At 63.6% G+C, this 23,224-nt stretch carries 22 protein-coding genes and 2 pseudogenes; 13 read left to right on the forward strand and 11 right to left on the reverse strand.

Annotated elements, in window-relative coordinates; genetic code table 11:
- Nucleotides 1-200: 200 nt before the first annotated feature.
- The 6 genes from AC04MD_RS12655 to AC04MD_RS12680 form a co-directional block, all read right to left on the reverse strand.
- On the reverse strand, nt 201-1,199 hold the full coding sequence (locus AC04MD_RS12655) for an alpha/beta hydrolase family protein (protein WP_475497607.1): 999 nt from the start codon (nt 1,197-1,199) through the stop codon (nt 201-203).
- Nucleotides 1,200-1,257: 58 nt separating this feature from the next.
- A complete protein-coding gene (locus AC04MD_RS12660; RefSeq protein ID WP_475497608.1) occupies nt 1,258-1,479 on the reverse strand; it encodes a helix-turn-helix domain-containing protein in 222 nt (73 codons plus the stop codon).
- A 1-nt stretch (nt 1,480) separates the two neighbouring features.
- A complete protein-coding gene (locus AC04MD_RS12665; RefSeq protein ID WP_475497708.1) occupies nt 1,481-1,984 on the reverse strand; it encodes a DUF2975 domain-containing protein in 504 nt (167 codons plus the stop codon).
- Nucleotides 1,985-2,886: 902 nt separating this feature from the next.
- Nucleotides 2,887-4,365: a SulP family inorganic anion transporter gene (locus AC04MD_RS12670; RefSeq protein WP_475497609.1), complete on the reverse strand. Its 1,479-nt coding sequence runs from the start codon at nt 4,363-4,365 to the stop codon at nt 2,887-2,889.
- A gap of 269 nt (nt 4,366-4,634) precedes the next feature.
- Nucleotides 4,635-5,351, reverse strand: a complete 717-nt coding sequence (arsH, locus tag AC04MD_RS12675) for an arsenical resistance protein ArsH (protein WP_475497610.1) — start codon at nt 5,349-5,351, stop codon at nt 4,635-4,637.
- A 31-nt stretch (nt 5,352-5,382) separates the two neighbouring features.
- A complete protein-coding gene (locus tag AC04MD_RS12680) occupies nt 5,383-6,276 on the reverse strand; it encodes a sterol desaturase family protein (RefSeq protein ID WP_475497611.1) in 894 nt (297 codons plus the stop codon).
- A 41-nt stretch (nt 6,277-6,317) separates the two neighbouring features.
- Here AC04MD_RS12680 and AC04MD_RS12685 point away from each other — a divergent pair, with 41 nt between their 5' ends.
- From AC04MD_RS12685 to AC04MD_RS12725, 9 genes and pseudogenes are all read left to right on the forward strand, one after another.
- Nucleotides 6,318-6,653: an ArsR/SmtB family transcription factor gene (locus AC04MD_RS12685; RefSeq protein WP_475497612.1), complete on the forward strand. Its 336-nt coding sequence runs from the start codon at nt 6,318-6,320 to the stop codon at nt 6,651-6,653.
- Between the two features lie 32 nt (nt 6,654-6,685).
- Nucleotides 6,686-7,711, forward strand: coding sequence for an ACR3 family arsenite efflux transporter (gene arsB, locus AC04MD_RS12690; RefSeq protein WP_475497709.1), 1,026 nt, complete (start codon nt 6,686-6,688; stop codon nt 7,709-7,711).
- 21 nt (nt 7,712-7,732) lie between these two features.
- A complete protein-coding gene (locus tag AC04MD_RS12695) occupies nt 7,733-8,227 on the forward strand; it encodes an arsenate reductase ArsC (RefSeq protein ID WP_475497613.1) in 495 nt (164 codons plus the stop codon).
- 38 nt (nt 8,228-8,265) lie between these two features.
- Nucleotides 8,266-9,270: an ArsJ-associated glyceraldehyde-3-phosphate dehydrogenase gene (locus tag AC04MD_RS12700; protein WP_475497614.1), complete on the forward strand. Its 1,005-nt coding sequence runs from the start codon at nt 8,266-8,268 to the stop codon at nt 9,268-9,270.
- A gap of 5 nt (nt 9,271-9,275) precedes the next feature.
- Nucleotides 9,276-10,511 (forward strand): organoarsenical effux MFS transporter ArsJ, encoded by a 1,236-nt coding sequence (gene arsJ, locus AC04MD_RS12705; protein ID WP_475497615.1) that lies wholly within the window; start codon nt 9,276-9,278, stop codon nt 10,509-10,511.
- Between the two features lie 100 nt (nt 10,512-10,611).
- Nucleotides 10,612-10,814 (forward strand): annotated as a pseudogene (locus AC04MD_RS12710) (IS30 family transposase); the annotation flags it as partial.
- A gap of 21 nt (nt 10,815-10,835) precedes the next feature.
- Nucleotides 10,836-10,943 (forward strand): annotated as a pseudogene (locus AC04MD_RS12715) (IS30 family transposase); the annotation flags it as partial.
- 218 nt (nt 10,944-11,161) lie between these two features.
- Complete coding sequence (locus AC04MD_RS12720; protein ID WP_475497616.1) at nt 11,162-11,953, forward strand: porin family protein; 792 nt, start codon at nt 11,162-11,164, stop codon at nt 11,951-11,953.
- Nucleotides 11,954-11,994: 41 nt separating this feature from the next.
- Nucleotides 11,995-13,275: a glutamate carboxypeptidase gene (locus AC04MD_RS12725; RefSeq protein ID WP_475497617.1), complete on the forward strand. Its 1,281-nt coding sequence runs from the start codon at nt 11,995-11,997 to the stop codon at nt 13,273-13,275.
- A gap of 437 nt (nt 13,276-13,712) precedes the next feature.
- Here the strand turns inward: AC04MD_RS12725 and AC04MD_RS12730 are convergent, their stop codons facing one another.
- From AC04MD_RS12730 to AC04MD_RS12750, 5 genes are all read right to left on the reverse strand, one after another.
- Complete coding sequence (locus AC04MD_RS12730) at nt 13,713-14,180, reverse strand: N-acetyltransferase family protein (RefSeq protein ID WP_475497618.1); 468 nt, start codon at nt 14,178-14,180, stop codon at nt 13,713-13,715.
- A 171-nt stretch (nt 14,181-14,351) separates the two neighbouring features.
- A complete protein-coding gene (locus AC04MD_RS12735; RefSeq protein ID WP_245120774.1) occupies nt 14,352-14,804 on the reverse strand; it encodes a hypothetical protein in 453 nt (150 codons plus the stop codon).
- A 60-nt stretch (nt 14,805-14,864) separates the two neighbouring features.
- Complete coding sequence (locus AC04MD_RS12740; protein ID WP_475497619.1) at nt 14,865-15,341, reverse strand: hypothetical protein; 477 nt, start codon at nt 15,339-15,341, stop codon at nt 14,865-14,867.
- On the reverse strand, nt 15,338-15,919 hold the full coding sequence (locus tag AC04MD_RS12745) for a nuclear transport factor 2 family protein (RefSeq protein ID WP_475497620.1): 582 nt from the start codon (nt 15,917-15,919) through the stop codon (nt 15,338-15,340). The genes AC04MD_RS12740 and AC04MD_RS12745 overlap by 4 nt, the downstream gene beginning before the upstream one ends.
- Nucleotides 15,916-17,007 carry a hypothetical protein gene (locus tag AC04MD_RS12750; protein ID WP_475497621.1) on the reverse strand — a complete coding sequence of 364 codons (1,092 nt, stop codon included), beginning with the start codon at nt 17,005-17,007 and terminating at the stop codon, nt 15,916-15,918. Before AC04MD_RS12750 ends, AC04MD_RS12745 begins: the two co-directional genes overlap by 4 nt.
- A 520-nt stretch (nt 17,008-17,527) precedes the next feature.
- On the opposite strand from AC04MD_RS12750, the gene AC04MD_RS12755 reads away from it, so the two are divergent.
- The 4 genes from AC04MD_RS12755 (at nt 17,528) to AC04MD_RS12770 (ending at nt 23,191) form a co-directional block, all read left to right on the forward strand.
- Entirely contained in the window at nt 17,528-18,691 is a 1,164-nt protein-coding gene (locus AC04MD_RS12755; protein ID WP_475497622.1) for a serine hydrolase domain-containing protein, read from the forward strand.
- Nucleotides 18,692-18,858: 167 nt separating this feature from the next.
- Nucleotides 18,859-19,878 carry a sensor histidine kinase gene (locus tag AC04MD_RS12760; protein ID WP_475497623.1) on the forward strand — a complete coding sequence of 340 codons (1,020 nt, stop codon included), beginning with the start codon at nt 18,859-18,861 and terminating at the stop codon, nt 19,876-19,878.
- Entirely contained in the window at nt 19,875-20,627 is a 753-nt protein-coding gene (locus AC04MD_RS12765) for a LytR/AlgR family response regulator transcription factor (protein WP_475497624.1), read from the forward strand. Before AC04MD_RS12760 ends, AC04MD_RS12765 begins: the two co-directional genes overlap by 4 nt.
- A gap of 368 nt (nt 20,628-20,995) precedes the next feature.
- Nucleotides 20,996-23,191 carry an AsmA family protein gene (locus tag AC04MD_RS12770; protein WP_475497625.1) on the forward strand — a complete coding sequence of 732 codons (2,196 nt, stop codon included), beginning with the start codon at nt 20,996-20,998 and terminating at the stop codon, nt 23,189-23,191.
- Nucleotides 23,192-23,224 lie beyond the last annotated feature (33 nt).

Below are 23,224 nucleotides of genomic sequence, written 5' to 3' on the forward strand. Positions count from 1 at the left end.
GGTGCAGGGACTCGCCCTGCTGCCGACGGTCCCACATCAGTGCCTTCCGGGTTCCGCGTAGTAGATTCTCTTCCTGTATTCACCCGCACCACGCCGGCTGACGATGCAGTTAGTTGTGTGGTGCGTCGATCGTATGAATCCGCTGCCGGAAGCAGACATTGCCACGAGCGTCGGGCCCTACACCGGCACGGGCGACGGGATCAGTTCCCGTCCACCTTGAGGCCGCCCGTACTCTTGAACCAATCCAGTATCTCGGCACGAGCGCTGCGCCAGTTTGTGTGCAAACCATGATTGTCGCCGGGGTAGACCAGCAGCTTGTGAGGACGACCAAGCTGCTGCAGGCGAGCTGCCATGGCGCGCGCATCCTCTACATTGACACGGTCATCCAACTCGCCATGCAGGAGGAGCACCGGCATGTCCGCGGGCAGGTGCTCCGCCCAGTATCGTGCAGAGCGCGCGTCGAGGGCTGCCTGTTTGTTGCTGTCGTAGTCGGGAATTCGGGCGCGATACACGCGTTCCATTTCCGGCCGCCACGCGAGTCCGGCGCGCAGGTCCGAGACGCCTCCAATCGTGGCAATCGCGGTGATGTCCCCACGTCGACGCGCCACCAGGTAGCTCATCATCGCGCCCCGGCTCTGGCCCAGCAGGAAGATCCTGTCCCCATCCACCTCCGGCAGTGCCAGTGAAAGGTCGATCAGATGCATGACGTCATCGACGTCCTTGCCCCCGAACTCGTCCGCGTCGCGATACTGACTGGCCACCACCGTGAAACCCGCCTTCGCCAGAGGCAGCAGCTTCAGGAACACCTGCAACGAGTCCAGCTTGCCGTAGTCGCCGTTGCCGCCACGGTTGTAGACCAGGAGCGGAAGTTTTCCAACTGCTTCGGTCAACCGGGGCCGGATCACGTAGCCGGAAACGATGTGTCCATCGCTCGCGTACGAAACAATGCGGCAATCGAACGCAGCGCGGGCGAACGAAAACACGGTGGCAGGTACCAGGGACTGCAGCAGCGCCTTGGACACAGGCTTGCCGTCGATGCTCCGCGAGGTCGAGTCCAGCCAACTCGCGTAGTCCGGCGTCGCTTCAAGGCAGTCAGCCTGCGAGAGGAAAGCGGTCGGGGCTGCGACAGGGGTACCGGCGACTGCGGGCAAAGCAAGGGCTAACGTCGCCGCAAGCGCGGCAAACAGGGATCGAAGCATGAGTTGGTCTCGTTGAGAGAGGGCGCGACGATGATTGGCGGGACACGGCCGCTCTGGATCACTCGTCCGAGGTTAGTGAGGGATCATGCGCGAGCAACTCGCCTGGCTGGCAATCCAACGCCGAGCAGATTGCCTCCAGTGTTGAGAAACGAATCGCCTTGGCCTTCCCGGTCTTCAGGATCGACAGGTTCGCCAACGTAATGTCGACACGTGAGGCAAGCTCCGTGAGCGTCATTCGGCGCGCGTGCAGGAGTTCGTCGAGGCGCACGACTATGGCCATGTCAGATCGTCCCTTCGAGGTCCATACGCATGCGTGCCCCATGCGAGAACACGCCGGACAGCACGAAAAGGAGCAGTACCGCCAGCCAGGGCGTCGGTGAGAATCCGTCCATAGTCCCGGGTATCGAGGCCAGCTTGGTGATGGCAAGTACGGCCAGCCGGAGCAGTTCGATGGCCAGCACGCTCCAGGCGATCACGTTCAGTCGCTGCGCGTTCGGAAGTATGAAGGCGTCGCCGCCGCGCACGCTATCGACGATCGCCAACACGCGTCGCAGGATGGTGTGGACGATTGCCGCGCCAACGATCCCGATGAGCATGATCGCCCGCATGCCCAGCGGCGCTTGCGGATGCATGGTGGCGAGATCAAAGCCAAGCGGCTTCCAGGGCCAGCCCCCAATGAAGAAGCTGGCACAAAACAGGCAGGCGATTGAGGCGAGATAAAGCAGGTTGAGGACGGTAAGTCCGAGGATGATCGGTCGGGTGACAGCCAAAGCTCGAGCGGGCATGCGGTTCACGGAGGACTCCATGCGAAATGTTGTTAAACGATACGTCGCATATCGTATAACGATAAATATGCAGGAAGTCATGTCAAAGCGCGTCCGCCAACCGGCCACCATCAGGAGAGAACCTGCGGGTGGGCACATCCTCGAGGCGGGTTGGCTTGAGCGGTCGAGCCGGCGCCAACCCACATAGGGCCGCCCGACCCTTCAGCCGAGCCGTGCCTGTCGCTTCCACGCGTCGATAGGCGCCTGTCTGGGCCGACGCCGGCTTCGGGTCGGAAGCGGCCTCGGGGCCTAGCGCGAAGGCCGATCGAGGCCTGCTTGCTGGCTGGGCCTCCGTTTGCTCGGCCATCTCCAGCGCGCCCTCAACTTCGATTGCCAGGTACCGTACCGTGCGCTCGAGCTTGGTGTGGCCCAGAAGGATCTGGACGGCTCGCGGATTTTTCGTGCGTCGATGTATCGGAGATGCCTTCGTCCCGCGCATGCTGTGCGTACCGTAGCGGCGTCGATCGAGAACAATGGCGGTGACCCACGATGAGACTTTACGAGCGTACTGTCTGGTCGATAGAGGTCACACGTACTCGGCTCGGCCCGCAACCGAAGTTCGGATTAAGTCCGTTAGCTCGAACTGCACCGGCCGATCAGTCTTCCGCTGCAGCACGATTGCCGGCTTCGCAATCGCCGAGCCATGGGATACATCACGCAGTCACAAGCCGACGAGATCGCATCCCCGGAGCTTTGCATCAATCGCCAGGTTGAAGAGAGCCAGATCTCGGACGTTCTTGCCAAGCTGTGGCCGGATCCGAATGGACACGGGAGTCTCCTGTCAGGGGACTCCCGTGTCGGTGTGGGCCGGCAAGCGTAGTCGGCTTCCGACCCGACGCTGACATCCAGGACGCACTCCGTCGTCAGTGATTGGGCGTCGTGAGCTCGCCGCCACCACGGTGCGTATTCAGTCTTTCCACCAGCGATTCACTGGCGTGGTTAAGGCCGACCACCTCCACCTCCGCGCCGTGGCGGCGAAGTTTGAGCACCACGCGATCCAATGCAGCCACCGCGCTGGTGTCCCAGAAGTGGGCGTCATCCAGGTCGATGACAACCTTTTTGCCGGCGTGCACGTAATCGAAGCTGTTGGCGAACTGCACAGCCGAGGCGAAGAACACCTGTCCTCGGACCTTGTAGATGCGCGTCCCATCGTCCTGCGCCTCGTCGTCGACCTGCAGCATGGCGCTGACGCGCCGCGTGAACGACAGCGCCGCCAGCAGCACTCCCGTCAGCACGCCCTTCGCCAGATCGTGAGTCGCCACGGTCACGATGACAGTCCCGATCATGATCAGGTTGGCCGTGCGCGGATGCGTCTTCAGTTCGGCGAAGCTCTTCCAGTGGAAGGTGCCGATACTGACCATGATCATCACTGCGACAAGCGCGGCCATCGGGATCTGGGAAACCCAGCCAGACGCGTAGACCACCAGCAACAGCAGCACCACGCCGGCCACCAGGCACGACAGGCGGCCTCGCCCACCGGATGACACGTTGATCACCGACTGCCCGATCATCGCGCAACCCGCCATCCCGCCGAAGAAGCCGGTGACGATATTGGCCGCGCCCTGGCCCGCACACTCGCGGCGGCGGTTCGTGGGCGTATCGGTCATGTCCTCGACGATCTGTGCCGTCATCAGCGACTCCAGCAGGCCCACCACGGCGAGCGTGGCCGAGACCGGCAGCAGGATCTTCAGCGTGTCCAGCGTCCACGGAACATCGGGGAACAGGAATACCGGCAGGCTGTCCGGCAACGCGCCCATGTCGCCGACAGTACGGATGTCCAGGCCCAGCCACAGGCAGACAAGGGTCAGCACCACGATGGCCACCAGTGGCGATGGCACCGCCTTGGTGATCAGCGGCAGCAGGTAGATGATCGCAAGGCCGACTGCGCAAACCGCGTACACGGTCCACGGCATGCCGACCAGTTCAGGCAACTGCGCCAGGAAGATCAGGATGGCCAGCGCGTTGACGAAACCGATCACCACCGAGCGCGACACGAAGCGCATCAGCGTGTTGAGGCGGAACGCGGCGGCCAGCAGCTGCAGCACGCCCGCCAGGATGGTGGCGGCGAACAGATACTGCAAACCGTGGTCCTTTACCAGGTCGACCATCAGCAGCGCCATGGCGCCGGTGGCGGCGGAAATCATGCCGGGACGACCACCTGCGATGGCGGTGATAACGGCGATGCAGAACGATGCGTACAGGCCGACCTTGGGATCGACGCCAGCGATGAGGGAAAACGCGATGGCCTCGGGAATGAGGGCCAGCGCAACGAGGATGCCGGACAGGATGTCGGCACGGACATTCCCGAACCACTGCTCGCGCAGGGGGTAGTTGACAGACATGGAATATCTCCGGCGCCAGAACGGCGCGTACGACCGGATGAAAAAGGACTGACCCTTGGGCCGCGGCAGAGGCGGCGGCAGACATCAACGTCTCTGGGTCAGGGTGGCGTCATCGCGGAAGGCGGGTCGTTTTGAAGATGGCAAAAGTCTATTGCAATGCAGTACAACGCTCAAGCTGGCGCGGCGGCGCCAGCCGCGAACCAGACATCCGTGGCGCTACAGCCGATTTTTCCTCGCGCAGTGACTATCGCTGCGTGGCGGCGGCATCCCTAATCGACCGCACCAGATGACGACGCAAGCGAGCGGGCAGCCAGATCTTCTTTGCGCTCGCTGTAGCGACTGGTCAGATAGGCGCTGTGACCGCGCACCATGAGGGTGAACTTCACCAGTTCTTCCATGACATCGACGACGCGGTCGTAGTAGGACGACGGCTTCATCCGTCCCTGCTCGTCGAACTCCTGCCAGGCCTTCGGCACGGAGGACTGGTTCGGGATGGTCACCATCCGCATCCAGCGGCCCAGCACACGCAGTGTGTTGACCACGTTGAACGACTGCGAGCCGCCGCAGACCTGCATGACGGCCAACGTGCGGCCTTGTGTGGGGCGCACGCCGCCTTCTTCCAGCGGCAACCAGTCGATCTGGTTCTTGAAGACGGCGGTGACGGTGCCATGCCGTTCCGGGCTGACCCACACCTGCCCCTCGGACCACTCCGAGAGCGCGCGCAACTCCTGCACCTTGGGATGGTCCTTGCCCGCGCTGTCCAGCAGCGGCAGGTCGTCGGGAGCGAACACGCGCGTCTCCGCGCCGAAGTGCTGCAGCAGGCGCTCGGCTTCCAGGGCCAGCTTGCGACTGAAGGACTGCGGACGCAGCGAGCCGTAGAGGATCAGGATGCGCGGCGGATGCGTCGCGTCGCCGGTGTCGAGCCGGGCGGCATCGGGGATGTCGAGGGCGTCGGCCGCTACGTTCGGCAGGGTGGCTTCGTTCATGGGGTTCTTCATGCGTGTCGGATCGTGGACATCAGGCCGGGCGTGCGCCGCGGCAGCACCGCGGCAGACCCGTGCGACGCCGCCATGGCGCGTGCTTGAGGAAGGGCCAGGCCAGCAGGGCGCCGAGTCGCCACTCGTCGGGATAGCGCGACGGGTCGAATACGCCCACGCGGGCCGGCGCGTTGCCGCGGCGATATGTCCCGAACACCTGGTCCCACAGCGGCAGCGCCGTGCCGAAGTTGCCGGCCTCGTCCGGGCGCGTGCTGTGATGCAGGCGATGCAGTTCCGCACTGCCGACCAACCGGTCGAACGAGCCGAGCGTTCCGGCGACATTCGCATGTACGGCCAACGATTGGGTCATTCCGAACAGCGCGACGATCAGCATGGCCTCGGACGACAGACCCAGCCACATCAGTGGCAAGACCCGCACCAGCTTGTCGTACACGGCGTTGACCGGGTGCGCGGTGAGTGCGTTGGCCACGTTCAGGCGATCCGGCCGATGGTGGAGCAGGTGGACGCGCCACCACCAGCGACCCGCATGGCTCCAGCGGTGCATCCAGTACGCAGCGAATTCGGCCGCCAACACCCCGGCCAGAACCTGGGCGGCCAAGGGCCAGGCGCTGTCGCCCGGCAGGTGGACCACCACCAGTGCCGTCAGGGCGGCCGCGGCGACGGCGTCGGTCAGCACGTTCAGCGTCCACACCGTGCCGTCGCGCCGTACATGCCGCGGCGTCGCCTGCCAGTCGGTGCGGAACGGCCGCCAGCGCTCGGCCAGGCCCAGCACCGCCACGTTGACCACCAGCCAGCCCGCCAGGGCCGATGCCGCTGGCCACTGCAGTCGCAGCGCCGCGGTCGCCATCACCGGCAGGGCGGCCAGCAACAGCAGGTGCGGCCAGTGCCACGGCACGTGTCTTCGTTCCGTCATGGTCGATTGATAGCCTGACACTGTTCTACTATTCTAGAAACATGGAAATAAAGAACGCAACCACTGCCCTTTCCGCCCTCGGACAGTCCACCCGGCTGGCGATCTTCCGCCTGTTGGTGGAAGCGGGTCCGGCCGGCCGCATGGCGGGCGAGATCGCCGAAGCCCTGGCATTGCCCGGTGCCACGCTCTCGTTCCACCTCAAGGAACTGGTGGCCGCCGGGCTGGTGCAGAGCGAATCGCGCGGCCGGCACGTCTGCTACCGGGCCGACTTCGCGGCGATGAACGCGCTGCTGGCATTCCTGACCCGCAACTGCTGCGGCGGCGACGCGGCGCAGTGCGCCCCTGCCGCAACCTGCGGACCCGAAGGCTGCCCGTGACGTCCGCAGCCGCACCGTCGCTGTCACGCCGCATGGGCGGCTTCGAGCGCCACCTGACCTGGTGGGTGCTGGGCTGCATCGCGGTGGGCACCGCACTGGGCTACCTGCTGCCGGACGCGTTCGCCACGCTGGCGGCGGCGGAAGTGGCCAGGGTCAACCTGCCGGTCGCGCTGCTGATCTGGCTGATGATCATCCCGATGCTGCTGAAGATCGATTTCGCCGCGATGGGTGCGGTCAGGCAGCACTGGAAAGGCATCGGCGTCACGGTGTTCGTGAACTGGGCCGTCAAACCGTTCTCGATGGCGCTGCTGGCCTGGATCTTCATCCGCCATGTCTTTGCCGACCATCTGCCGGCCGGGCAGATCGACTCCTACGTCGCGGGGCTGATCCTGCTGGCCGCCGCGCCGTGCACCGCGATGGTGTTCGTGTGGAGCCACCTCTGCGACGGCGAGCCGCGCTTCACCTTGAGCCAGGTCGCGCTGAACGACGCGATCATGGTGGTGGCGTTCGCGCCGATCGTGGGGCTGCTGCTCGGCATCTCCTCCATCGCGGTGCCGTGGTCGACGCTGCTGATCTCGGTAGGCCTGTACATCATGGTGCCGGTGATCGTGGCGGTGCTGGTGCGGCGCTGGGTGATGCGCAGGGGCGGCGACGCGTCGCTGCAGGCGCTGCTGAAGCGGCTGGGCCCGGTGTCGATGGGCGCGCTACTGCTCACGCTGGTGCTGCTGTTCGGCTTCCAGGGCCGACAGATCGTCGACCAGCCGCTGATCATCGCCCTGCTGGCGGTGCCGATCCTGATCCAGGTGTATATCAACGCGGGCGTGTCGTACTGGCTCAACCGCAAGCTCGGCGTCGCGCACTGCGTGGCCGGCCCCTCGGCGCTGATCGGCGCCAGCAACTTCTTCGAGCTGGCGGTCGCCACTGCGGTAGGCGTCTTCGGCGTGCACTCTGGTGCGGCATTGGCCACGGTGGTCGGTGTGCTGGTGGAAGTGCCGGTGATGCTGTCCGTGGTTCGCATCGTCAACGCGTCGAAGCCCTGGTACGAACGCCGCGCCTAATCCCTTCCTTCAGGACCTCCCATGGACCGCCCCTACAACCTGCTGTTCCTGTGCACGGGCAATTCCGCTCGCAGCATCCTGGCCGAAGCCCTGGCCAACCAGATGGCCAAGGGCCGCTTCCACGCCTACAGCGCGGGCAGCCATCCGCGCGGACGCGTGCATCCGATGGCATTGCGGGTACTGGAGGAGGCAGGCATCGCGACGGACGGACTGCGCAGCAAGCCGTGGGACGAATTCGCCACACCGGAAGCGCCACAGATGGATCTGATCATCACGGTCTGCGACAAGGCGGCCGGCGAAGCGTGTCCGCTCTGGCCCGGACATCCGGTCACGGCGCACTGGGGCATTGAGGATCCCGCCTCCGTCGCAGGCTCGCAGGAGCAGGTGCACAAGGCCTTCGGCAAGGCGCTCCAGTTGCTGCAGCATCGCCTGTCGTTGCTGATGGCGCTGAAGCCGGAGGCGCTTGACCGCCTGGCGCTGGAAACCCGGGTCCGCGAGATCGGCGCGGCGTCGTGATCCACCCTCTTCTTCCCTACTGAACGAAAGCCTCCTTCATGACCCTCCGCGTTGGCATCAACGGCTTCGGCCGCATGGGCCGCCTCACCCTGCGTGCGGCCTGGGAAAACCCCGACCTCCGGTTCGTCCAGCTCAACGACCCGGCAGGCGACGCCGCCACGCTGGCGCACCTGCTGGCGTTCGATTCGGTCCACGGCCGCTGGGACCGCGACGTCCGGGCCGACGGCGAAGCGCTGGTGGTCGATGGCCAACGTATCCCCGTGACGCGGAACAGGGACATCGCGGCCACCGACTGGTCCGGCTGCGACGTGGTGATCGAATCCTCGGGCAAATTCCGCAAGCCCGACGTGCTGCAACCCTACCTGGACCAGGGCGTGAAACGCGTCGTGGTGACGGCGCCGGTGAAGTCGCCCGGTGTGCTGGACGTGGTGGTCGGCGTGAACCATCACCGCTTCGACCCGGCGCAGCACCGCATCGTCTCCGCCGCCTCGTGCACGACCAACTGCTTCGCGCCGGTGGTCAAGGTGATCCACGAAGGCATCGGCATCCGCCACGGCAGCCTCACCACTATCCACAGCCTGACCAATACGCAGGTGATCGTGGATGCGTCGCACAAGGACCTGCGCCGGGCACGCGCATGCGGCAGCAGCCTGATCCCGACCTCGACCGGCTCGGCCACCGCCATTGCCGAGATCTTTCCCGAGTTGAAGGGCCGTTTGAACGGCCATGCCGTGCGCGTGCCGCTCACCAACGCGTCGCTGACGGACTGCGTGTTCGAAGTGGAACGTGCGACCACGGTGCAGGAAGTGAACGCGCTGCTGCAGCGCGCGGCCGAGGGCGAACTGGCCGGCATCCTCGGCTACGAGGCACGCCCGCTGGTGTCCATCGACTACCGCACCGATCCGCGCTCCAGCATCATCGATGCGCTGTCCACGATGGTGATCAACGGCACCCAGGTGAAGCTGTACGCCTGGTACGACAACGAGTGGGGCTACGTGAACCGTACTGCCGAGCTCGTGCAGCTGGTCGGCAAGGCAGGCTGACGCCGATGCTCGCGCGCCTGTCGCCCGATGTCCGCCAGTACCTCCTGATCACCGGCAACTACTGGGCCTTCACCCTCACCGACGGCGCCCTGCGCATGCTGGTGGTGCTGCACTTCCACCAGCTGGGCTACAGCCCGCTGCAGATCGCGATGCTGTTCCTGTACTACGAAATCTTCGGCGTCATCACCAACCTCGTCGGCGGCTGGCTGGGCGCCCGGATCGGGCTCAACCGGACCATGAATATCGGGCTGGCCATGCAGGTCATCGCGCTGTCCATGTTGCTGGTGCCGGCGGTCTGGCTGACGGTGCCGTGGGTGATGTCGGCGCAGGCGCTGTCGGGCATCGCCAAGGACCTCAACAAGATGAGCGCCAAGAGCAGCATCAAGCTGCTGGTGCCGGGCGAGCGGCAGGGCACGCTGTACCGCTGGGTGGCGGCACTGACGGGATCGAAGAACGCGCTGAAGGGCATCGGCTTCTTCCTGGGCGGCGCGCTGTTGACCACCCTCGGCTTTGCGACCGCCGTGGCCGTGATGGCCGGTGCCTTGCTGCTGGTGTGGATGCTCAGCCTGGTGCTGCTGAAGCGCGACCTGGGCAAGGCGAAAGCCAAGCCGAAGTTCCGCGATATCTTTTCCAAGAGCCGCGCCATCAACCTGCTGTCGGCGGCGCGCATGTGCCTGTTCGGCGCGCGCGATGTCTGGTTCGTCGTCGCGCTGCCGGTGTTCCTGGCCGCCACACTCGGATGGGATTTCTGGCAGGTCGGCGGCTTCCTCGCCGCGTGGATCATAGGCTACGGCGTGGTGCAGTCGTTCGCGCCCTACCTGACCGGCCGGAAGGCGGGCAAGGTGCCCGACGGACGTGCGGCGACCGGCTGGGCGTTCGTGCTGGCCGCGGTTCCGGCCGTGATGGCGGCGCTGCTTGCCTACGGCACCTCGCCCAGCGGGGTGCTGGTGGTCGGGCTGACGGTGTTCGGCGTGCTGTTCGCGCTCAACTCCGCCCTGCACAGCTATCTGATCGTCAGCTACGCCAACGAGGACGGCGTGTCACTCGACGTCGGGTTCTATTACATGGCCAACGCGATGGGTCGCCTGCTGGGCACCGTGCTGTCGGGCTGGGTCTTCCAGACGTGGGGCCTGACGGCGTGCCTGGCGCTCTCCGCAGTCCTGATCCTGATGGCGGCTGCAGTCTCTCTGTCACTAACTAGGTCATCACGTACCGCAGCCGCAGTTGACCAGGCGAGATAGGCCGGGCCTCGCAGGGATAACGTCCTGTCTGCTTTGGGTCGCGGATCCATATGATCGATGCAACACATGGATAGCTGCATAGGCGGCAGGCGTGTTGCGGATGAAGCGCAGGAAGAGGATCCACTACACCGACCCCCAGAAGGCGCTGATGCGGGACCACTGGCAGCAGGGTGACCCCTGCATCAGATTGCATTCCTTTTCGACCGGCATCGCTGCTCCGTACGCAACATGCTGGCCGAGCACGGCGGCATTCGTCCGTCGATGAGGCGAAGGTCTCCGCGTATGCTGAGCCTGGCCGAGCGGGGGAGCGCTCCCGCGGACTCGAAGGGCATAGACCTCGCCGATGTCCAAGAGGCCAGACTGGATGCCGTGGCACGCCGGCTTAACGAACGTCCACGCCAAACGCTGGGCTACAAAATGTCGGCAGAGTGATATCGACAACCTGTTGCGTCGACCGGTTGAATCCAAGGCCCGAAGCGGACATGGAGTGATGTCGGAACAGCGTGTTTGGTCGATGATGGACGCGGGTTTGCCTGAGTTGCGCGCAGGCTTGATCAGTCCTAGGCTAGGGCCGATCAATCGCGCTCGTCGGGGGCGCGCTTGCGATGTTTCCCGGGGATTGGATCCAGGCGCGTTGAAGGAGCACTCGCATGACAGCGTTCGCACGTGGTGTTGCGCTCTTCGGGTTGTCGGTCGCCTCATGCTGCGCCTCGGGCCAATCGGGACCGAGTCCGGACGATAAGGCCGACGGGTGGAGCTTCCGCCTGGCACCTTATGTGTGGGGCTCGTCGACCGAGGGTACGTTCGCGCATGAACGCCTGCCGGTGAAGGTGCATACCTCCAAGAGTTTCAGCGAGTCGTTGGAGGAGCTCGACGCCGGCGCCATGGGTGCGTTCGAAGCGCGCAAAGGCCGGCACGGCCTGCTGCTGGACGGACAGTTCGCCAAGCTCTCCACCACCGTCTACGCCCCGGTCGCGGGTACCGCACTGCCAGTACGGTTGAAGACGCGCACCAGCAGCGGACTGATGGCATGGCGTTACGGCCTGGTCGAACGCGACCGCACGCACCTGGACCTGGTGGCCGGTGTGCGCGTGTGGTCGGCGCGCGTGCGCATGGCCTACGCCGTGCCCGTGCCGACGCCACCGCCGATCCCGCAGCAGTACGCCGGCGAGCAATCGCACCGATGGGTGGATGCACAGGTCGGCGTGAAGGGGCGGCACGGGTTCGCGAACGGCATGTTCGTCGGCGGCTGGGTGCTGGCTGGCGCCGGCGAGTCCGATCTGTCCACCGACCTCATGGTGCTGGCCGGCTACGACATCAACGAGCGGCTTTCGATGATCGCCGGCTACCGGCGGTTGGCGACCGACTTCGAAACGTCCGGCGGCTTCCGCTTCGATACCACGATGCAAGGCCCCGGCCTTGGCGTGGAATACCGGTTCTGATCGCCATCATCGCGCCGCGTCCGCGGCCACAGGAGTGACGCATGGATATCGCACGAACCGCGTTGTGCACCGCCACGCTGATGCTGGGCATCGGCGCCACGGGAACGCACGCACAGGCCGCGACGGCGGATACGGCGTTGCGCGCCGCCGCCACGAAGGAACAGGCCGCCGTGATCGACACCCTGCGCGAACTGGTGACGGTGGAATCCGGTTCGACCGATCACGAAGGCGTCGCCACGCTGATGACGTACCTGGACAAGCGCCTGCGGGCGCTGGATGCCAAGGTCGACCGCGTGGCGTCCGCGACGGGCGGACCCGACATGGTGCGCGGCGTGTTCACCGGCACCGGCAGCCTCAAGGTGATGCTGATCGCCCATGCCGACACCGTGTACGACCGCGGCATCCTCGCCAAGGAGCCGTATAACCGGAAAGGCAATCTGCTGTACGGCCCCGGCATCGCCGACGACAAGGGCGGGATCGCGGTGATCCTGCATTCGCTGGCGCTGCTGAAGGCACGCGGCTGGAACGACTACGCCACCGTCACCGTGCTGTTCAATCCGGACGAGGAAATCGGCTCGCCCGGGTCCGGCGAGACCATTGCCACGCTGGCCGAGCAGCAGGACGTGGTGCTGTCGTTCGAACCATCACCGGCCAAAGCAGTGATCGAACACGAAGGCGTGCTGTTGAGTGCGGCCGGCACCTCGCAGGTGCGGATGACGGTGCAGGGCCGGTCCGCCCACGCGGGCGCCGCGCCGGAACAGGGGCGCAATGCACTGGTGGAACTGGCGCACCAGTTGGTGCAGACGAAGGACGTGGCCAACGGGGTGCCCGGCGCGCAGCTCAACTGGACCACGGCCAGTGCGGGCACCGCACGCAACCAGATTCCCGAGCGCGCCGAAGCCGGCGGCGATGCGCGCGTGATGCAGTCCGACAGCAACGACAACCTGCTGGCCGCGCTGCAGGCCAAGGTGAAGGAAGGCCAGCTGGTTCCGGATACCACCACCACGGTGACGCTGGAACCGTTGCGTCCGATCTATGTCGCCGGCGAACGCGGTCGTGCATTGGCCGACCTGGCGCGCAGCATCTATGCCGAACTCGATGGCCGGCAACTGCTGATGCATCCGACCACCAACGGAGGTACCGATGCGGGTTTCGCCGGACGCTCCGGCAAGGCGGCGGTGCTGGAAGGGCTGGGTCTGGCGGGATGGGGCTACCACGCGCGCAACGAGTACATCGAGATCGACTCCATTGCACCGCGCCTGTACCTGGCATCGCGGATGCTGATCGAGCTGGGCAAGCGAGCGTCTTCGCCTGGTCCGTGATCGCTGGCATTGCTGATGTCGATTCGACGGATGTCGATGGTTCTATCTGTCGAGTTCCAACCAGCCTTGGGTGAGCACAAGGTGTCCGCTTCTGGCCGGAAACGGACATCAGCCATCCGTGAAGCAAAGCTCCCTACTAACCAGATCACTAGTTCGATGGGCGAAGGCGCAGAGCGACCATGTGTAAAGAACTGCCGCAAGCGCACTGATGTCAATAAATAGGGCGAACAGGTCTGGCATCCAAGCGGAATCCAGCCTTCGATTCTCAGGACTTCGCCCAATGGCATCCCAGTGCGGCACTCACGCATCCCCAATCACTTCCGCTCCAGCAATTAGTTGAATCACAGACAGATCGATCCTCAGCGTCAGAGACTGGATCGCTAGAGTACTTTCTCTGGAAGTGAGAGATTCGGCGGCCACGGATCTCCTTGCGACTACTACTGGACATGAGCAGGGAGCAATGTGCTCGGCGCCTTCATCACAAAACCACGCTCTACATTGCCATCAAATCCAAGTGACTCGTACATCCTGTGAGCTTCTAGACGGTTCGCGCCTGACAGCAATAGCAACTTGCCGCAAGACCTCTGCCACGCGTAAGAGATTGCAGCAGACATGGTAGCTCGGGCAAACCCCCGCCCGCGGAACTCATCCAGCGTTACCACATGTTCTATTACGCCGATAGGGCGTCCGGCTTTTGCAAAGCTTGGAATAACTGCAACCATGCATGTCGACACTAGCAGGCCATCCACTTCTGCAACAAAAATCGTTGATGTCCTGCTGTGAACAATCTTTCGCCATGAGAATTCGGTCTCCGAATTCGGCTCAGTTACATGATGCAAGTGCAGGCAGGCATATAACCGAGTAATTCCATCGAGATCTGTCTCTCTAGCCTTTCGCACTCGCATGCAGCCTGGCCTCGTGAAGGACTACGTGATGATTTTCTCTTGCTCCACAGCGCCCGGGATTCAAAGCGACTGATAAACCAAGCTTTGCCACGATAGAAGTCCAAAGCAGCGCCAAGATAACGTACGGCAAATGCTGTAGAACTCCAAACGACCTTGTACATGTAAGCTGCCTCAGTCATTGACGACGGCAATTCTTGTCATGAATCCGATGCACGCCGGATCCTTCTTGAACTCTCTGATCCGCCCTTTCTCGAGCCTCGCAAGGGCCACCACAAGAGCTCCAAGTCGCATGTCCCTCGCCTGTTCTGAATCGTCCCCGATCTGAATGAAGAGATGACAAGGGGGCGCCAACGCGTGCTTCGGAAGCGCGATGCCGCCATTGACCCTCGTGCCATTGGGCATAAGCAGAGCGCCGGGCTCGCCTAGGTAGTAGATGTGGTCCTTGCTCTGAAAAACAGCCTGGTAGCTACCCTTTGCCAAGCCGGAAGATACTTTGTTGGCCATCATGACGTCCGCCTCAAGCACGAAGTGACTCGCGCTTGGTACGGGATCGAACGATTTCGGACTCTTGGTCATGCCGCACGCGATCAAGATGATCGCAAGGGCGAGAACAAGCCTTTTCATATCGGCACCCTCATTTGAAACGCCGCACTCGAGACACTATGGAAGATCCATGCCCTGCTGTTAGGGCACGAGCTTACTGCGCAGGAGCAGATCATTCTTCTCCGAGGTCGGGAAGTCGAAGCTCCCGTAGCCCGCCCGGATGATGCCGTCGATGACTGCGCCATTGCCTTCATGCGGCGTCTCGGGCGTGCGTCGGACCACGAAGATCGCGGCTCCCTTGTTCGTATCCTTGGGGAGATACACGCCACAATCCCAGCGATCGGACCAACGCGCGTCCGTATTCCTGGGGGGCGCCACACTCATCTGGAAGCAGCCTGCTTGACCCATCAGATAGACTGCTTTGGCGTCTTCATACCTTCGGACATAGCGCCCTGCAAAGAGGGTGAACGTTGCAGCCTTCTCCTGGAAAACGTAGTCTTCCAGAAGCGTGTACGTTTGACCCGCATCCACGACCTTTAGGTTCTTTGGATAGACATGCTTTGCTACCGCGACCGAAGACATAAGGACCAGGGCAACGCCTATTGAGGTGCGCATCATGATCCGGCTTGGGCCAAGGGCGTGTAATGGGTGAGCAGGACTACCCACCTCCCTTGCCTCTTTTCCAGCATGAAAGTCACCCTTAGTGACGCATCCCGCTCGTTACCGTAGCGCGTCCGGGCGCTGTGCTGCAGGGCAACGATGATGAGACTGTCCTTAGTCTCTTCGAAGGCGACCTCAGACAGGGCGACATCCGCGTGATCAGCGAGTCTCGTCGCCTCAGAGGTCCCGGCGCTAGCCAACGAGCCGACAATGTCGCTGCGAGTTTCAACTTCGCCAGCAGGCGAGACTCGTAGATACTCGGGGGCGAGAAGTCCTTCCAGAGCCCTCTGATCGCCCCTTCCTTCCGCAGCAAGCATCAGTTTTACGGTATCCAATGCGCGAGCGGTGTCTGTAATGGGATACTCAGCGCTGGCCGTTCCGATCATGCCGACTGCGAGCAGGTAAGACAGCAAAGTCAGTAGGATATCTCGAGTACGCGAGCGCCGCGAAACCTTAGCCGCATTGTTGATTCGTACACCTGCCTCGACTGATCCTACGGGCGAAGACGAAGTGACTTCAGATCCTTGTTCGCTCATCGCGAGCTCCTCTTCATGGTGGAAAGATTGCAGTTGTCTCCGGCCATCTGGTAGTCGAACAGGCGACCTCCACTCTTCTTTCCACCTTCGCGAAGAACGAACGTGAGCTCACATTCGCGCAGCTCTCCTGTGACGGCGACATGCCCATACTTGGACACGACGTTAGCCACTCGCTCGTCCTTCTCGCTGTAGTAAACCCAGAGACGGTCTCCGCCCACACGGCGCTCGCCATCGGGGTACCCCATGACCTCGATGATCTCCGGTTCAGTCAATCCCTTCATGCTGTGGACGAGATCTCTGAACTGTTTCGGGTACTTCTTGGCTGCGAAGTTCCGGTCGACTTGGGCCATGAATGCATCTTCAGCTTGAGATGACTCGATGTCCTTGCGTAGATTCTGTTCCTTTCCACGCATCTCCGCCGACAGGGCTTCTCCACGCGCGATGGTCTCGCGCCTCAGGCGGTCGAGTTCGGCGGGTGACTTGTTCGTGGTGAATGCGGGCTCTGTTCCATCGCGCCAGAGCGTGGCGAACGAGAGGTCGTTGAGCCCCATCGGGAGGACATGGTCACCGACCACCACCAAACCCAGCTTGTTCAGTTCGTCCTGACCCTGGCCTCGTCGCCTATCGGCTTCGAGCGCCTTTTTCCAGCGGGCTTCATCGCAGGCCAGCAACCTGGCCTGGGCTTGCCAAGGTGCAGTGATGGCACTCCAGTCCAGTCCAGGCACTTGCTGCGACCTGCCGTTCTGCCGGTAGTGCTGCTCTTGCTGAGTGATACGCATCTGCTGGCTGCCGCATTGGAACTCAAGCGTGAACATCGTCAACCAAGGTCCTCCTGCGGCCTCGTGGATCTGATTGACGCGGATCTGATTGACCTTCGTGGCGGCTTCGGCCTTGAGGGGGTTGCCCGTACGCTGCAAAGCATCGAGGAACGCCTCTGGCGAGGTCCGGCTCTGGACGTCGTCGAAGGCCGCGTAGTAAACGGTCCTGTCGGGTTTCTGCCCCTCGGCGTAGACCATCATCCACATGCCGGCATTGGCCGGCGCCACGGCAAGGAGAAACAGGAGGAGCGAGATAGCGATGGATTTCATAGGTCTGACAAGCCTCGGAGCCGTGTTGGACATGGATGCCGCGCAGTGAGCCATGACATGCTTCAGCAGCACCTGGCCTCGCGGCTGACTGCACTTGAACTCACTGCTCGGCAACCCGATGGCCGTTGCCGTCCTCGGGATGGACGATTCGCCACCGACTGCGAAGGAGGCTCCCAAAGCCGGGTATCCTCGAAGTGCCGTCAACAGCAGTGCCGCGCCCTGGATGCGTGTCCTTCCTGTCATCTGTTCTCCCCGTATCTCTGTGGATGACCCGTGGGTTGCCTGCGGGACCCTCCGCATGTGGAGGCTTGGCGACATGCCGTTGGCACGCTTTAGAACGTTTCGCCACGCGCCCGGGCTGGAAATATGGTCGCGTAAGTCGTCGTGGGGCGACGGCGTCCTGGCGCACGTAATGCACGGGTCAGCGCCAAGGCCGGGGTTTTTGAAGGTCGCGACGCCGACATCTGGCATCGTTCGGACCATCGGCACGACCAGACCTTTAACGCGAGAGGCATAGGGCATGAAGATCACAAGACGCCGCATGATCGAAGCAGGCGCAGGACTCACCGGGGGAATGTTGCTTGCCTCAGGCCCCATGGCACCTCTCGCGCGCGCCCTGGCGCCGGCCGCGTCAGATTCGACCTTGAGGACCATTGTCGATGCGGCGGTGGCGTCGCGGCAGGTGCCGGGCGTCGCCTTGGCGGTCTGGCAGGGTGGCCAAGAGGTCAATTCGTACTATGCCGGGCAAGCCAACCTGGAGACGGCAAACCATGTGACCGCCGAAAGCGTCTTTCGCATTGGGTCGCTCACCAAGCAGTTCGTCGCCGCGTTGCTTCTGAAACTTGAGTCTCAAGGCAAACTCTCGCTAGGCGAGCCCGCACAGCGCTATCTGACCTTCCTCCCCCAGCATGCCCCGTTCTCGATACGCGAGCTTTTGCAGCACACGGCGGGTATAAGCGACGGAGAGTACGACACCGGAGGCGTATCGTCGCAACTCACCCAGGCCGAGCGAATCGCGCGCATGACGCCGCTCTTCGATTTCGCTCCCGGAACCGCTTGGCGTTACAGCAATGCTGGCTACATCCTGGTGGGCGCCATCGTCGAAAAGGTAACGGAGCTCCCCTTGGCGACCGCCGCCTCCAAGCTGATGTTCGAGCCACTCGGCCTGAGCCACACCGCGTTCGACCAGCCTTCCGACGTCGTCATGGCACGCGCGTCGGGTTACACACCGACCGGCACAGAGGCTCAACCATTCAACAATGCTGAGTACCTCGATGTAGCGCTGGCCGGAGCCGCAGGCGCGATGCGTTCAACAGCACAGGACCTGTGCCGGTGGATAACGGCGTTGTTCGGCGGAGCCTACTTGCCTGCGTCGAGCGTGCAATCCATGCTGGTGCCAGCACGTCTTCGTGACGGCGCGCTGGCCGGGACGAAGCGGCACGATCCCCAAGCGCAAGGCATGGGCGATACGCAGTATGGATTGGGCTTCATGTTGGACGCGCACACGATCGACGGGAAGCCCGTTGCCGGCCACCATGGTGGCATCAACGGATTCGCCGCCTACCTCGCGTGCCATCCATCCAGCGGCCTGGCATACGCCTGCCTGTGCAATGCTGACGCCCATCCCGGGCTCCCTTTGCGTGATGTGCGCAGGCAGGTCCTAGGCCCGGTGCTGGCCAAGTAAGAGCCGCCCCCTCGGCCGTGACGCCTCACCATGGCCCCTCTCGGCTCACGTATATTGGGTCGTTCGTTACGAGGCTCTTTACGATGCCTATCCGCCACACCAGATCCGAGGCCCTCCTTCCTCCCGTCTGGCTACCGCTCGCGGCGAGCATTCCTGTCGGCTTGTGCATGGTGGTGTTGACCCTGCCATCGATCGGCGACGAAGTCGCGGAATGGCGACGTATGCTCTGCCTGGTGCTCTACCTGCTACTGTGCCTACCACTATTGTTTCTACAGCGCGCGCTCTGGCGCAGGCGAGCGCCCTGGTGGCTGCTGGTGCCCGCCCTTCTGGTCGCCAGCTATGTATTATCCGTTGGCAGCAACATCGCGGACTTGCTGGTTGCGCGGTCGGCGGGCTGGATACCGTACCAAACCGTGGAACTGGCACGACTGGTCAAAGGCATTGATGCGTTCTGGCTTGCGTTGGTGGCATTTTGTGCACTCCACGCCGTGGTCTGCTACTACATTGAGCTCGGCCACGAGAAGACCCGGAGCGCCGAAGCCAAGGCGCTTATGCATGAGGCGGAGCTTCGGGCGCTCAGATACCAGCTTCAGCCACATTTTCTGTTCAATACGCTCAATGCGATCTCTTCGCTGGTGGTTTCCGGCCAGGTAGAGCGTACCCAGCAGGTCATCTCGAGGCTCGCGGACTTCCTGCGGGCAACGCTCGACGAGCGGATATCGCATGAGGTCTCCCTCGCAGAGGAGATCGCTCTCACTGAGACGTATCTGGCGATCGAGAAGGCGCGCCTCGGGGACCGTCTGATCGTGCACTGGAACATCGGCGCAGACATTCTCGATAAGCGTGTACCGCACCTGCTGCTGCAGCCGTTGGTCGAGAATGCGATCCGGCACGGCATCGCGCTGCGCAGCGAGCCCGGCACCCTGGAGATAGGGCTACTGCAGGAAGAGAAGATGCTGCGGGTTTTCGTCGGTAACGATGGGCAGTTCGGCAGCATGGGGGCGCCGCATAACGGATCTTCTCTAGCCGGGGGGATGCGCAACATCTCTGAGCGCCTGATACGCCTGTATGGAGACGCGCACAACTTGCAAGCAGAGCCAAGAACGGACGGCGGGTTCAACGTGTCGATCGATATCCCCGTGCGCGACATCACAACGCCGGACGCCTACTGGGACTTTCATCGATGATCCGAGTTGCCGTCGTGGATGACGAACCGCTCGCCCGGAGCGGTGTACTTGCGCGCCTGGCACGACATAAGGACATGCATCTCGTAGGCGAATACGCCGATGGCAAGGCGGCTCTCGATGGCATCCTCAAAACTTCGTCCGACTTGGTGTTACTCGATATCCAGATGCCGAACTTGGACGGGTTCGGGCTGCTCGACGAAATCCCGCAGGAGCGGCGGCCGTTGGTCATCTTCCTGACAGCGCATGACAACTTCGCAGTTCGTGCTTTCGATCTGAAGGCGCTTGATTACATCCTGAAGCCGATCGACGACGACAGGTTCTCTGAATCGCTGGATCGGGCACGCGAAGCCATCGCTTCCCGCCATCGCAGCGGAGCGACGACATTGGATCTAAGCGAAGGCCGACACAGGCGAAGGTTCCCTATCCGAACGGGGCGACGCGTGACCTTCATCGATTCAGCTGATGTGGAATGGATCGAAGCCAGCGGCGACTACGCGATCCTGCACGGACACAGGAAAGAGCATCTGCTGCGCGAATCGCTGGCAGAGCTTGCCAAGCAGCTCGATCCCGCAATGTTCATCAGAGCGCATCGATCTACGATCGTCCGCCTGGATTGCGTGGCAGAAATGCAGGCCCTGCCGAATAGGGATGCTCTGATTCGCCTGCGGGACGGCACTCCCTTGCGAGTCAGTCGTACCTACATAGCAAACCTTCTCGAGAGGCTGCACGAGCGATCAATCCGTCGCTGAGGCATATGGAGTACCAGCGTGAACGTCGGCTTCGGACTAGGATGAGCTGTGTCTTCATCGAGAGGCTTAGAGGAAGTCACGGAGGAGCGGTCAACTCTGTAGGCTAAGGCAGCTATTCAAGCAAGCCGACGCCACTTCGTGGCGTGGCCCAATTCAGAAGCTCTTCGAAGTCCGCTTCTGGCCGTAAGCACCCTCGGGAACCAAGCCCTTTACTGGGGCGGCGACAGCGGTTTCGGGCTGGGAGGTTATGTATCCACGAACGGCGTCCGCTCGGCCATGCCCGTCGCGTGCACCTCAAAGACGGGGGATCGCCTTGCGAACGCCCCTTTTGCAGGCCATCGTCACGGCGGCTCGGCAATAATTGGCGCATGTCCATGAAAACCTTCAACTCGTGGTGCGCCAGCCACCGCCGCCAGTTGCGCCGCGCTGGTTTTGTGCTTCTGGTGCTGTACCTGGTGTACCTGCTGGCCGCCAACGTGTTCCTCAACACGTCCATTGGCGAGCAGGTCATCAACCGCAAGCCGGATCGATTCCAGGCGCGCTGGGACTGGGCACTTAGTGCCTACCCGGGACACATCCATGCCCACGGCGTGATCCTGGGCGGCCATGCACGTACCAACCGCTGGTTTGTCGCCAGTCCCCGTGCCGACGGACGTATTAAGCTGGTGCCGCTGCTCTGGCGCGAAGTGGGTTTCGGCACTATCCGTGCCGTGGACGTCTCGGTGCACGTGCAGCGCGTGGCCGAGGATAAACCCACCATCAAGCGCCCGGGCAAGCCGCCGTGGGAACTGAGTTTCGACGCGATCACCACCCCCAGCCTGCTGCGCATGGACTTCTACGATGCCCGCGTACGCGGGCATGGACAGGCGCGCTTTGTCTTCCGCAAACGTCTGCAGGGCGGGGCGATGGAAGTGGGCCCGTCTACCCTGCATATGCCCGATGCGATCCTGCAGGTTGGCGAGGTCGAGCTGCTGCGCGACGGGCAGCTGGACTTCGAGATCTCGCTGCCCTTGCACACGCGCGAGCGCGCGCAGGGGGCCGAGAAAGTGGCACTCATGCATGCGCGCATGCGGGTGGACGGCCCGGCGCCGGGCATCGACCTGGTCGCCCACCACGGTCAGGCATTACCGCTGGGTGCCCGCGGCGCCGCGGGCCGTTTGCGGGCCGACCTGACCCTGAGCCGCGGCGCGCTGATGCCGGGCAGCTGGCTGGACTGGTCGGCGCCGGTCTTCTCGCGCGGCGTCGACGGGGAGGCAGTGCGGCATCCGCTGGGCGTGGCCCTGCGCACTCGGCGCGAAGCGATCGCGTTGGCGGCACGGATACCGCCCACCTCCGAGGGTGCGCCTTGGCTGGCGGCCGACCTGCGAGTGGACGATCGCCGCCTTGGCCCAGACGACTGGCTGCGGCCGCTGCGCGCGTTGGGCGGCACCGTGCGCACCCGCTGGCCGGCGATGCCGCTGCGCTGGATCGACGTGTTCCTGGACGACATCCCGTGGCTGGAGATCAACGGCCGCGCCAACCTGGATGCCGACGTGTATCTGGACGCCGGCGCAATGCAGGTGAGCAGCCGCGTCGACGTGGAAGATGCGCAGCTGCAGGCGCGCGTCCTCGACAACCGGTTCAGCGGGCAGGCCCGGGCACGCCTGCGCATGCGTGGCGAGGACGACGTCTCACGGCACACCACGATCGCGATTGTGATGCAGCAATTCACCTTAGCGCCCATCGCGGCTCCGGAGCGCATCGACCTGCGCGGCCGTGACCTGCGCCTGGACCTGCTGTCCACCGGCCCGCTGGCCCGGTTCCACGAGAACCTGGATGCGCACCTGCATTTCGACGACGCACAGGTGCCGGACCTGCGCAGCTACAACCGCTACCTGCCCACTCAGAGCGCGCAACTGCTCGGTGGCAGCGCCAGCGCCAGCGCCGACATCCACCTGGACCATGCCGGTGAAATGCTCGGTGGACGCATGCAAATGCGCGGCCAGAACGTGCGCTTTGCGCTGGGTCCGTCGCGCCTGGCCGGCAACCTGGTCTTGGACAGCCGCCTGTCGCAGGTTGCGAAGGGCGGACGCCGCTATGCCCTCGACGAAATGGCGGTGCGTCTGGACGGTGTGCGGCTGGAATCATCCGGCGCCGATGCCGGCTGGTGGGCGCGCATGCGGCTAACGAAAGGAGAGATCGACTGGCAGGAGCCGTTCGAAGTGGCCGGCCGCGGCCAGGTGGAGATGCGCGACGCCAGCGTGTTGCTGGGCCTGTTCGCAGAGCGCGACGCTTTCCCCGGATGGGTAGGCAACCTGGTCGATGCTGGCCAGGTGCGGGCCACTGGCGATCTGCGCATCCGCGGCGGTGAGATCGTGCTGGACCGCGTCGAAGCCAGCAACAAACGCTTCGACCTGAAGGCGCGCCTGCGCATCGCCGCCGGCGCGCCAGCGGGCGACCTCTATGCACGCTGGGGCTTGCTCGGGATGGGCATGGAGCTGCATGACGGACAGCGCAAGATGCACATCGTGGGTGCGCGCGACTGGTACGACGCTCGCCCGTCCTTGTTGAAGGAGAGCGAGTAGTCGGTCGCGCGGCGCAGCGGGTGCGTACATGCC

The organism is Pseudoxanthomonas sp. LjRoot206 (assembly GCF_056175725.1).

Bases quoted from the DNA above. Each gene is read 5' to 3' on its own strand.
- AC04MD_RS12655 (WP_475497607.1), bottom strand. From the start codon at position 1,199: ATGCTTCGATCCCTGTTTGCCGCGCTTGCGGCGACGTTAGCCCTTGCT.
- AC04MD_RS12660 (WP_475497608.1), bottom strand. From the start codon at position 1,479: ATGGCCATAGTCGTGCGCCTCGACGAACTCCTGCACGCGCGCCGAATG.
- AC04MD_RS12665 (WP_475497708.1), bottom strand. From the start codon at position 1,984: ATGCCCGCTCGAGCTTTGGCTGTCACCCGACCGATCATCCTCGGACTT.
- AC04MD_RS12670 (WP_475497609.1), bottom strand. From the start codon at position 4,365: ATGTCTGTCAACTACCCCCTGCGCGAGCAGTGGTTCGGGAATGTCCGT.
- arsH (WP_475497610.1), bottom strand. From the start codon at position 5,351: ATGAACGAAGCCACCCTGCCGAACGTAGCGGCCGACGCCCTCGACATC.
- AC04MD_RS12680 (WP_475497611.1), bottom strand. From the start codon at position 6,276: ATGACGGAACGAAGACACGTGCCGTGGCACTGGCCGCACCTGCTGTTG.
- AC04MD_RS12685 (WP_475497612.1), top strand. From the start codon at position 6,318: ATGGAAATAAAGAACGCAACCACTGCCCTTTCCGCCCTCGGACAGTCC.
- arsB (WP_475497709.1), top strand. From the start codon at position 6,686: ATGGGCGGCTTCGAGCGCCACCTGACCTGGTGGGTGCTGGGCTGCATC.
- AC04MD_RS12695 (WP_475497613.1), top strand. From the start codon at position 7,733: ATGGACCGCCCCTACAACCTGCTGTTCCTGTGCACGGGCAATTCCGCT.
- AC04MD_RS12700 (WP_475497614.1), top strand. From the start codon at position 8,266: ATGACCCTCCGCGTTGGCATCAACGGCTTCGGCCGCATGGGCCGCCTC.
- arsJ (WP_475497615.1), top strand. From the start codon at position 9,276: ATGCTCGCGCGCCTGTCGCCCGATGTCCGCCAGTACCTCCTGATCACC.
- AC04MD_RS12720 (WP_475497616.1), top strand. From the start codon at position 11,162: ATGACAGCGTTCGCACGTGGTGTTGCGCTCTTCGGGTTGTCGGTCGCC.
- AC04MD_RS12725 (WP_475497617.1), top strand. From the start codon at position 11,995: ATGGATATCGCACGAACCGCGTTGTGCACCGCCACGCTGATGCTGGGC.
- AC04MD_RS12730 (WP_475497618.1), bottom strand. From the start codon at position 14,180: ATGCGAGTGCGAAAGGCTAGAGAGACAGATCTCGATGGAATTACTCGG.
- AC04MD_RS12735 (WP_245120774.1), bottom strand. From the start codon at position 14,804: ATGAAAAGGCTTGTTCTCGCCCTTGCGATCATCTTGATCGCGTGCGGC.
- AC04MD_RS12740 (WP_475497619.1), bottom strand. From the start codon at position 15,341: ATGATGCGCACCTCAATAGGCGTTGCCCTGGTCCTTATGTCTTCGGTC.
- AC04MD_RS12745 (WP_475497620.1), bottom strand. From the start codon at position 15,919: ATGAGCGAACAAGGATCTGAAGTCACTTCGTCTTCGCCCGTAGGATCA.
- AC04MD_RS12750 (WP_475497621.1), bottom strand. From the start codon at position 17,007: ATGAAATCCATCGCTATCTCGCTCCTCCTGTTTCTCCTTGCCGTGGCG.
- AC04MD_RS12755 (WP_475497622.1), top strand. From the start codon at position 17,528: ATGAAGATCACAAGACGCCGCATGATCGAAGCAGGCGCAGGACTCACC.
- AC04MD_RS12760 (WP_475497623.1), top strand. From the start codon at position 18,859: ATGGTGGTGTTGACCCTGCCATCGATCGGCGACGAAGTCGCGGAATGG.
- AC04MD_RS12765 (WP_475497624.1), top strand. From the start codon at position 19,875: ATGATCCGAGTTGCCGTCGTGGATGACGAACCGCTCGCCCGGAGCGGT.
- AC04MD_RS12770 (WP_475497625.1), top strand. From the start codon at position 20,996: ATGTCCATGAAAACCTTCAACTCGTGGTGCGCCAGCCACCGCCGCCAG.